The organism is Bathymodiolus heckerae thiotrophic gill symbiont (assembly GCF_900128515.1).
Classification (GTDB): Bacteria; Pseudomonadota; Gammaproteobacteria; order PS1; family Pseudothioglobaceae; genus Thioglobus_A.
This window is the reverse complement of record NZ_FQTP01000183.1, coordinates 1-1,741: the sequence shown is the minus strand read 5'-3', so window position 1 is coordinate 1,741 and position 1,741 is coordinate 1. Positions and strand designations below refer to the sequence as shown.

The window sequence follows — 1,741 nt, the reverse complement described above, 5'->3', positions numbered from 1 at the left end:
GTGTTAGGTTGATTTGCCAAATGCAGGGCTTCTAGTTTAAACGCTTTGGTAAAGGCTGTGTATTTTCTGGTCATTTTGGACTCCTAAATTGTTGTAATTTGGTGTCCAGTTTATTGGGGGAACTTCAAAAGCTGCGAGCAATGCTATAAATAGCATTATTTCAAATCAAGAAAACAAAAGGGTAGCTAGTAAACTTTTATTGAGTTGCGCTTCTAAACTAGAGAGAGGGTTAGGTAAGTAATATAATAATAATTATATTATCAATTTACCCAGTTCTCTATATTTAATCCTTTAATCCTATTAAATTCTTTTTCGTTATTTGTTACCACAATCTTATTTTGCGATCTAACATGGGCTGCAATCCATAAGTCATTGTTACCAATAATCATGCCTTGGCATTCTAATGTTGCCCTAATATCAGCATAATGTTCAGCAACTTTGTTGTCAATAGGCAGGACTGGTATAAGTTCAATTAACTGATTAATGAGTTGATATGCTTTTTTAGAATTGTTACTTTTTGCCGCACCATATAACAGTTCTGCATGAGTAACTAAGGACATACCTACCATGCCAGGCTCTAGAATATTAAATTTATTAAGTACTTCGATAGGTGATTCTTTAGCAATGTAGATGCAAATATTTGTATCTAGAACATATTTCATATCTAGAAGAAGTTTCGCTCTTGTGGTGCGCTATCTTGTCTGTCTTTATCAAATACACCTTCCGAATTTAATTGCTTTAAAAGGTTAAATGCCTCTGAAACATTTGGCGATTTCTTTTTTATTACAATTTCTTCTCCTCGCTCGAATATCTCAACCTCAGAAACATTAAAGCGAAATTTTTTTGGCAGCCTTACTGCTTGCGAATTTCCTGATTCAAATACTTTGGTTAACATTTTTACACCTCTTTATTTTGTATATATTTATAAGTATATACAGTTTATACGGATAAACCCAAGTATTTTCTTTAGCAGAGTTGTATGCTTCCATAGCACGCTAACGCTATTGCACTTTTTCTTATACTTTGGTTGCTAAATGCATTAAATATTCAGTAGCAAATGTCAACACTTGGCCAACACGGAAAAGCCCAGGTGATTTAAATTCAGCGATAATAGTATTTGTGCTCATATCTGTATAAGTAAGTTTGTATTTGTTACCAGTAAATAAGCCTACATCACCTACATCTTGGACCTCTAGATAGACGCTATTTTTACTTATATACTGATAATTATTCGCAATATCTTCATGGGTAATAGCGTGGCAAACATATTTATTATTGATTGTTTTTATATCTTCAATAAAATCAGCACAAATTTCTTGTGCATATTTTGTATAGGTGAGTTTAGTTTTGAGGTCTTTAAAACTTTGGGTATAGCCTACATAAATCGTATTATTATTTTTTAAACTATTGTCTATTTTTCCAAAATTATCTTCTGAAAACTACTTCCTAATTTGATCAGTTGCCACCTCACTAACAGTCACTATTGCAACCTCTGCAACAGTAACGTAGCCACTTAGTAAAATAGTTATAACATGTTGTTACAAAGCTATTTTTATATAATTGTCTACATGTCTACATGTAGACAATTATATAAGTCATTTTTAATGAGTTACCTTGCTATTCAAAAAAATCTGTTTTTTCACGTAAGTAATGTCTTGCAAGCAAAGCTGGCCTATCTGCCCCAATAATAAATTTTTTGCTAATTGCTTCTAATTCGATCGCACTAATTTTAAAAGAGACT

Annotated in this window: 2 protein-coding genes; both read right to left on the bottom strand. The window is 32.2% G+C overall.

Annotation, left to right across the window (positions count from 1 at the left end; translation table 11 throughout):
* Positions 1-260: 260 nt before the first annotated feature.
* Positions 261-662, bottom strand: coding sequence for a type II toxin-antitoxin system tRNA(fMet)-specific endonuclease VapC (vapC, locus tag BTHERMOSOX_RS10920; RefSeq protein ID WP_138121160.1), 402 nt, complete (start codon positions 660-662; stop codon positions 261-263).
* Between the two features lie 2 nt (positions 663-664).
* Complete coding sequence (locus BTHERMOSOX_RS10915; protein WP_138121159.1) at positions 665-895, bottom strand: antitoxin; 231 nt, start codon at positions 893-895, stop codon at positions 665-667.
* Positions 896-1,741: the final 846 nt, after the last annotated feature.

Bases quoted from the DNA above. Each gene is read 5' to 3' on its own strand.
- vapC (WP_138121160.1), bottom strand. From the start codon at position 662: ATGAAATATGTTCTAGATACAAATATTTGCATCTACATTGCTAAAGAA.
- BTHERMOSOX_RS10915 (WP_138121159.1), bottom strand. From the start codon at position 895: ATGTTAACCAAAGTATTTGAATCAGGAAATTCGCAAGCAGTAAGGCTG.